The sequence below is a fragment of the Ureibacillus sp. MALMAid1270 genome, from assembly GCF_049202975.1.
Lineage (GTDB): Bacteria > Bacillota > Bacilli > Bacillales_A > Planococcaceae > Ureibacillus.
The window spans coordinates 24105-30283 of record NZ_JBMIRP010000028.1 but is presented as its reverse complement, the minus strand read 5'-3'; the positions used below and the strand labels follow the sequence as shown (position 1 = coordinate 30283).

Here is a 6179-nt window from a genome sequence, read left to right as displayed (position 1 = left end):
GTAGAGCATTTGACTGAAGCTCAAAGTGTCGGCGGTTCGATTCCGTCCGGACCCACCATTTGCGGGTGTAGTTTAATGGTAAAACCTCAGCCTTCCAAGCTGATGTCGTCGGTTCGATTCCGATCACCCGCTCCATAATTTATGGGCCTATAGCTCAGCTGGTTAGAGCGCACGCCTGATAAGCGTGAGGTCGATGGTTCAAGTCCATTTAGGCCCACCATATATGATTTATATAGTCTAGTGATAATGGCAAAGAGGTCACACCCGTTCCCATACCGAACACGGAAGTTAAGCTCTTTAGCGCCGATGGTAGTTGGGGGCTTCCCCCTGTGAGAGTAGGACGTTGCTAGGCAAAAAAAGCACGATTTGATCGCTGCTTTTTTTATTAATTATTCTGACCAATATTAGTCAGAAAACACATCATAATAATGTGGAGAGGTAGCGAAGTGGCTAAACGCGGCGGACTGTAAATCCGCTCCTTCGGGTTCGGCGGTTCGAATCCGTCCCTCTCCACCATTTTTTTATTTACACATTTTTATGGCGGCTGTGGCGAAGTGGTTAACGCATCGGATTGTGGTTCCGACATTCGTGGGTTCGATTCCCATCAGCCGCCCCATATTTTTGGGGTATAGCCAAGCGGTAAGGCAACGGATTTTGATTCCGTCATGCCCAGGTTCGAATCCTGGTACCCCAGCCATAGTAAAACAAAAGATCGTAATCTATAAGAAATAAAAAATTATTTGCAAATTTGACTATATTGATTATTAAAAAGAGCGTTAATCCAATTGGATTAACGCTCTTTTTTTGTTGAATCCTTTACACATACAAAATAGGGCATAGCCTGGTTAACTTATTTCCTGTTAAGCCATTCCTCTATTATTTTCATCCATCTTATTTAAAACGTCTTTCATTGAAAGCTTTTTCTTACTCGTATCATCTGGATGTAAGACAGTTGTGCCAAATTCTTCATCACGATGATATTGAACGCTCTCAGTATCTAGGGGATTATTCTTATTATCTTTTTGATCTCCCATTTTGCCAGCTCCTTTCCTTTTTAATATGGTTTTTTATTATCTGTTTATGTAATTTATTAGAGATAATATACTTACTGATAGTATTTCTATTATTTGGTTGATTTCCCAAGTGTAGTCTTGTTATGATAGATTCCCTAATATGCGAGATGTTTAAAATCTCATTGAAATGTACAAACAGATTATCAGAAAGAGGTGGGACGAAATGGAACAACAATATATCGAACTGATTAATGCCCGTGAAAATAATTTAAAAAATATAAGCTTAACAATTCCAAAAGGGAAAATTACAGTATTTACTGGAGTATCAGGTTCAGGTAAGTCTTCCATTGTTTTTGATACGGTAGCACAAGAAGCTGGTAGACAATTGAATGAAACTTATAGCAATTTTGTCAGGCTATTTCTTCCTCGATATAGTCGACCGGATATCGATGAAATAAATAATCTTTCCACTGTGGTTTGTTGTAGACCAAAAACGATTAGGTGGAAATGCACGTTCAACATTAGGGACTGTATCCGATATTCTTCCTCTATTTAGAGTGTTGTATTCTTGATTTGCTAAACCATCGATAGGTTATAGTAATGCCTATTCTTTTAATGATCCAGAAGGTATGTGTCCAACATGTGAGGGAATTGGAAAAGTTATTACAGTCAACATAGAGGCAGCAATTGATAAGGAAAAGTCATTGAATGAAGGGGCAATTCTATTTCCTGGACATGCTCCTGGAACGTATCCATGGAAGATGTATGGGGATTCAGGGTTCTTTGATAATGATAAAAAGATAAAAGATTATACAGAAAAAGAACTTCATAAGCTTCTTTATGCAGAGCCAGAGAAAATAAAAATGCAATTTAATAGTAGTGACTTTAATGCCACATACGAAGGATTAGTCGTTAAATTTATGCGACAAAACGTGAATACTGAAAAGGAAGCTTCTAAAAAAGCAGTAAAAGTTTTAGAAGATTTCACTATTATGGATACATGTCACGTATGCTCTGGACAACGTTATAACGAAAATTAAATACGCGAGAGTGGAAAGAGAAAAGGGGAATATGGGGAAATAAAAAACCCGGATATCACTCCGAGTATGTTATTACATATTTAATTGTCGTGAACTTCCTTTATGCGTCCAATTTGTCCATCCGTAAGTCTTACTTTAATACCATGAGGATGTGTACTTGATTTTGTTAGAAGATCTTTCACAATTCCTCTAGTCAATTTACCTGTTTTTTGATCTTTTTTTAATACGATGTCAACTGTCTTACCAGGTAAAACATCCTTACGATTTTGTCCGTTCATTATACACCCATTTTTCTACGAGTATTCATTGTTTTTTTCGTTTGTTGGCTTTTCATCTTTTTAGCTGAAAGATCCGTACCTATTATAGCTTTGCTTTGGGCATTTTGATTTTTCTTTGCTTCAAGTTTCTGCTTTACTGCTTCTTGTAAGCTCATTTTCGTTTTTGGTGCATCAGTTTGATGATTTTCAGTCACTGGAAGTTCCTCCTTAAATTAACTGGATAGTGAGTTCAGTATAATCTATTTTCAATTTTTATGAAAGATTTTTGTGTGGCCAAATATTTAACCTCATCAGTTGTAAATTAAAAAATAAAAGACCCGGAAATCAAATTCCGGGCCTAATTTCACTTACTTTTCATTCTCCATGACACACAACCTCCGCTTTAGCTTGAATGCTTTAGCTTATTCAGTTGTTATGGTATTTCCCGTATCTAACGATCATTCGCAGCCATCGGGTTAACCCTCCCAAGTCAATGGATTATTAGAAGTGAAACCTTTAATAGTATAAGTACAATAGCATTTTTTATTCGCGAAAACAGAAAAAATTTTATGCCGATGATAAATGATTAGCAAAGAACGCGATTGAATTTTGGGGCAAAACCAAACTTCTATACATAATTAATTTACAAGATAAAGCATATTCTATCGTAGGAGAATGGGCGGAAGTGAGGTCTTTAGCATGAATGGCAGAGGAATAGACCCGGAACAAGCACAGTTTCAAGAACAAATGGTAAATGGTTTATCAGGTGAAAATGCATCTGATAAAATTGAGATATTAGGGAATATGATTATCCTTGTTGGTGAATCAATTGTTATTTATTCACAAGTAATTGCAGCTCAAGAAAAAGCATTGCAACAAAAAAGTTCGGCAGAAGGGCAAGCAAAAATTCAGCAACAGTTAAACCATATTACAAAAGAATTATCAACAATAAAAAAGATGTTGAAAAAGGGATATAATTAAGACCAGGCTAAACATCTGCTTGGTCTTTTTTCTGTATCAATAAGATGATTTAGGTCAAAATAATTTCAACAAATAAGTGTCGATTTAAGAAATGATTCACAAAAATATATTATTTTCTATTTTCTTAAAAAATTCATTTTTCAAAAGTTTTATTTGATGATTAAATATAGGATATACTTTTATAGACCAATATCGTACATTTAGATATGGAAGAAAAATGAATCGAAGTTTTTAATGGGGGTTTCTTATGAATTACAAAATTATTAACAGACAAGTATTTGAACAAGCACAGGTACGCTCAGTTTCTGACGTTCCATTTACTGAAGAAGAATTACAAAATGGTATGAAACTTGCGGTTTCAAAACAAGATGAAACCCTTGCATTATATTTAATCGATGTGGATGGCCAAAAGAAATTCGATGTTCGCTGGGATGATTCATCAGAAATTTTCAGTGGTTGGCACTCTGCTTGGGATAACTTTACTTGGTGCTTAAATACGGTTGCACAAGGAAAATAAATCACATATTCATATTTACTTAAAAAACCCTAATGGAATTATTAAGCCATTGGGGTATTATTTTATTAGCTAGATGTAAACGTATGATTTCATGAATTTTTGACCAAGAGCTGAATTCAGTTAATTGATGGAAAAATACGATGATAAAGACGACAGATAGTGTTGAAAAAGCATCCTTAAGATTCCACATTTTAGTAGTCATGTATTTTAAGACTCGTTATAATGGTATAAAAAAGAGACGCTAGTATGCTTATATGTTTTATTACATATTGGCGGCCGATTATACTTACAGTTGTTTTTATAACGATTCAAGCAATGGTTAGCATGAAAAGATGGGTAGTGTGGAGTTTTGTATTATCATTGCTTTTCACAGCCTTCACCATTTTTGCCTTCTCTTTTTTTAATTTAGTCGTCATACTCGTGTTTGTATGTTTTATCTCTTGGGCAATCCCACTTGTAACTTACTTTACAAGGTGAACTTGTAATTTCGTAAAATAAAAAGTCGATTCCACAAAGTTAGAGGGAATCGACTTTTCCGTTCGTTCAATGTTTCACCAAGTTATTTTACCCAACTAAACCACCTTTCATGGCCATCAGCTGGCTCCATCACTCTTATTTCCACCATGTTCCCATCCACTAAGTAATCTTGATGTAATTTTGCATCAAACATATTGTTATAGCAGTGGTATATTGGACGCCATTTGCTTACCGAAACAAGTTTTGCGATTAACTCTTCTCGTCCTTGTCGTGGAATTTGATTTGCCACATGGGTATGAAACACTACAATTTGCTCTTCTTCACTAATCGAAGCACAGAGGTCCTCTAAATGTGCAATAGCATCTCCACGTACAAATTCAATAACTAAATCATTAATGACTTTCGCAGCTTGTGTTAACATCTCTCGTCGTTCATGATGCTCTGGCCAAATCAACGCTTGAAGCCATTTTAGTTCATTTTCATCTTTTAAATTAATAGGGTTTAAATCTGCTCCAATTCTCGTTTTCACAATAGGTGAAGAATATATAGAGTCAGGCAGGGGATCTCCTAAATTTTTCGATTCTATCCTTAATGCGAAAGGTGAGTTAGTAACTTCAATGTCTTCGTTGTACAAATAATTATATTGATCGACCCCAAGCTGCAGCCCTGCACTTGTCCCTATCTCAATTAAGGCAAGTGGCTTTCCATGCTTCTTATAAATCTCTGTAAACATAGGGTACAGGTAAGAACAACGGCGTACTTCATTTGTCTGAACTAATTTTGTACTAAATAGTTCTAGTAAGGATTCCTGATTGTTTATAACAAACTCTTTAAATGGTGCATATGATTCTTTAATAGGAAGTGGTGAATCAGTAAAAGTAGGGTAGTAAGATTTCAATGCATCTTCTTGTTGCATTAATAAATACTGTACACTCGCAAAAAATAAATTCGGTATTGGTTGTTCAACAGGTATTTGAGAAGCGAGCTTTTGTAAAACAGAGTCTTCCGCAATTTGATAAGAAAGGAATTCGTATAGTGGACTAGAATTCTCGCACTCTTTTTTAGCAAATTGCAAAAACCTTCTAGTTAGATTGGTTTCCATACAATCATCTCCCGAGCTTTTGTTGGACTAGATTACGATTACAGAATGAAAAATATTCCTATGTAAAACAAACATTTAATATGTGATTGACTTCGAATCAGGACTATAAAAATATTTATCTTTTAGAATAGTAGGGGGATGAATCCTAAATGATTTTCATCTGCCAAGCATTGACTCTACAAATGGTATTACCTACTTAAAAAGGAGTAAGTCAAAAGATATTCTGACTACTCCTCTATCGCGCGTATTTAACTTCCACTTTGTTTTCAATTAGACGGTTTCTAATGGACATTTCCGCTTTACTATTGACAACACCAGCTAGTAAAATTTCGATTTGCTCAGAATCATTCATTTTCAAATACATGGTTCTATAATCATCCATGTCGACTACAATCGTTGCCTCTTCAACCTCACTCCAACTATATTGCTTTGCATCTAGAACACCACCAACTTCAATATACTCACGATCGAAATAATGGTACTGATTTGCTGCAGTGAAAAATAACAATAAAAATAAGGAAGTAGCTACAATTGCAAGAGTGATTTTTAATAATGTTTTACGAATAAAATAGACACATATTAATAACAGACTACAGAAAGCAAATGCGCTTAGGTAATAATTAAATGCAGTTGGTAGTGGAACATAAGCGATTCGTGACCTATGTTGGTGACTTGTCACTGTTAAAACAACCGGTGCTAATATTGCGATAAATGGTCCGGCAATCAGCATAAGTACCCCAACAACTACCCAAGCAGGATGGCTCATCCTTGCTCTTAACACGCTCATATTTG

9 protein-coding genes, 5 tRNA genes and 1 rRNA gene are annotated in these 6179 nt (G+C 35.4%); 10 read left to right on the top strand and 5 right to left on the bottom strand.

Going from position 1 to position 6179, the window contains the following annotated elements; all coding sequences use genetic code 11:
* Positions 1-61 precede the first annotated feature (61 nt).
* The 6 genes from ACOQFO_RS03040 to ACOQFO_RS03015 all read left to right on the top strand — a co-directional run bounded on the left by ACOQFO_RS03040 (position 62) and on the right by ACOQFO_RS03015 (position 697).
* Positions 62-135 (top strand) — tRNA-Gly (locus tag ACOQFO_RS03040).
* A gap of 8 nt (positions 136-143) precedes the next feature.
* Positions 144-220, top strand: a tRNA-Ile gene (locus ACOQFO_RS03035).
* Between the two features lie 16 nt (positions 221-236).
* A 5S ribosomal RNA gene (gene rrf / locus ACOQFO_RS03030) occupies positions 237-352 on the top strand.
* A gap of 80 nt (positions 353-432) precedes the next feature.
* Positions 433-516: transfer RNA gene (locus ACOQFO_RS03025), tRNA-Tyr, on the top strand.
* A gap of 24 nt (positions 517-540) precedes the next feature.
* Positions 541-616: transfer RNA gene (locus tag ACOQFO_RS03020), tRNA-His, on the top strand.
* Positions 617-622: 6 nt separating this feature from the next.
* Positions 623-697: transfer RNA gene (locus ACOQFO_RS03015), tRNA-Gln, on the top strand.
* Between the two features lie 163 nt (positions 698-860).
* Here ACOQFO_RS03015 and ACOQFO_RS03010 read toward each other — a convergent pair.
* Positions 861-1034, bottom strand: coding sequence for a hypothetical protein (locus ACOQFO_RS03010; protein ID WP_421688233.1), 174 nt, complete (start codon positions 1032-1034; stop codon positions 861-863).
* Between the two features lie 202 nt (positions 1035-1236).
* Between ACOQFO_RS03010 and ACOQFO_RS03005 the strand changes: the two genes are divergently transcribed.
* Positions 1237-1569, top strand: coding sequence for a hypothetical protein (locus tag ACOQFO_RS03005; protein ID WP_421688232.1), 333 nt, complete (start codon positions 1237-1239; stop codon positions 1567-1569).
* A 73-nt stretch (positions 1570-1642) separates the two neighbouring features.
* On the top strand, positions 1643-2053 hold the full coding sequence (locus ACOQFO_RS03000; RefSeq protein WP_421688231.1) for a hypothetical protein: 411 nt from the start codon (positions 1643-1645) through the stop codon (positions 2051-2053).
* Between the two features lie 80 nt (positions 2054-2133).
* Here ACOQFO_RS03000 and ACOQFO_RS02995 read toward each other — a convergent pair whose 3' ends face one another.
* Both ACOQFO_RS02995 and ACOQFO_RS02990 read right to left on the bottom strand, forming a co-directional pair.
* Positions 2134-2331 carry a YwbE family protein gene (locus tag ACOQFO_RS02995; RefSeq protein WP_421688230.1) on the bottom strand — a complete coding sequence of 66 codons (198 nt, stop codon included), beginning with the start codon at positions 2329-2331 and terminating at the stop codon, positions 2134-2136.
* Positions 2331-2525, bottom strand: coding sequence for a hypothetical protein (locus ACOQFO_RS02990; protein WP_421688229.1), 195 nt, complete (start codon positions 2523-2525; stop codon positions 2331-2333). Before ACOQFO_RS02990 ends, ACOQFO_RS02995 begins: the two co-directional genes overlap by 1 nt.
* 460 nt (positions 2526-2985) lie before the next feature.
* Between ACOQFO_RS02990 and ACOQFO_RS02985 the strand changes: the two genes are divergently transcribed.
* Complete coding sequence (locus ACOQFO_RS02985; protein WP_421688228.1) at positions 2986-3291, top strand: hypothetical protein; 306 nt, start codon at positions 2986-2988, stop codon at positions 3289-3291.
* Between the two features lie 247 nt (positions 3292-3538).
* Positions 3539-3808: a hypothetical protein gene (locus ACOQFO_RS02980; protein ID WP_421688227.1), complete on the top strand. Its 270-nt coding sequence runs from the start codon at positions 3539-3541 to the stop codon at positions 3806-3808.
* Between the two features lie 559 nt (positions 3809-4367).
* On the opposite strand, the gene ACOQFO_RS02975 is transcribed toward ACOQFO_RS02980, so the two are convergent.
* Together ACOQFO_RS02975 and ACOQFO_RS02970 are read right to left on the bottom strand one after the other, a co-directional pair.
* Positions 4368-5387 (bottom strand): DUF2332 domain-containing protein, encoded by a 1020-nt coding sequence (locus tag ACOQFO_RS02975; protein WP_421688226.1) that lies wholly within the window; start codon positions 5385-5387, stop codon positions 4368-4370.
* Positions 5388-5622: 235 nt separating this feature from the next.
* A complete protein-coding gene (locus ACOQFO_RS02970; RefSeq protein ID WP_421688225.1) occupies positions 5623-6174 on the bottom strand; it encodes a hypothetical protein in 552 nt (183 codons plus the stop codon).
* Positions 6175-6179: the final 5 nt, after the last annotated feature.

Bases quoted from the DNA above. Each gene is read 5' to 3' on its own strand.
- ACOQFO_RS02970 (WP_421688225.1), bottom strand. From the start codon at position 6,174: ATGAGCGTGTTAAGAGCAAGGATGAGCCATCCTGCTTGGGTAGTTGTT.
- ACOQFO_RS03000 (WP_421688231.1), top strand. From the start codon at position 1,643: ATGTGTCCAACATGTGAGGGAATTGGAAAAGTTATTACAGTCAACATA.
- ACOQFO_RS03005 (WP_421688232.1), top strand. From the start codon at position 1,237: ATGGAACAACAATATATCGAACTGATTAATGCCCGTGAAAATAATTTA.
- ACOQFO_RS02995 (WP_421688230.1), bottom strand. From the start codon at position 2,331: ATGAACGGACAAAATCGTAAGGATGTTTTACCTGGTAAGACAGTTGAC.
- ACOQFO_RS02985 (WP_421688228.1), top strand. From the start codon at position 2,986: ATGGGCGGAAGTGAGGTCTTTAGCATGAATGGCAGAGGAATAGACCCG.
- ACOQFO_RS02975 (WP_421688226.1), bottom strand. From the start codon at position 5,387: ATGGAAACCAATCTAACTAGAAGGTTTTTGCAATTTGCTAAAAAAGAG.
- ACOQFO_RS03010 (WP_421688233.1), bottom strand. From the start codon at position 1,034: ATGGGAGATCAAAAAGATAATAAGAATAATCCCCTAGATACTGAGAGC.
- ACOQFO_RS02980 (WP_421688227.1), top strand. From the start codon at position 3,539: ATGAATTACAAAATTATTAACAGACAAGTATTTGAACAAGCACAGGTA.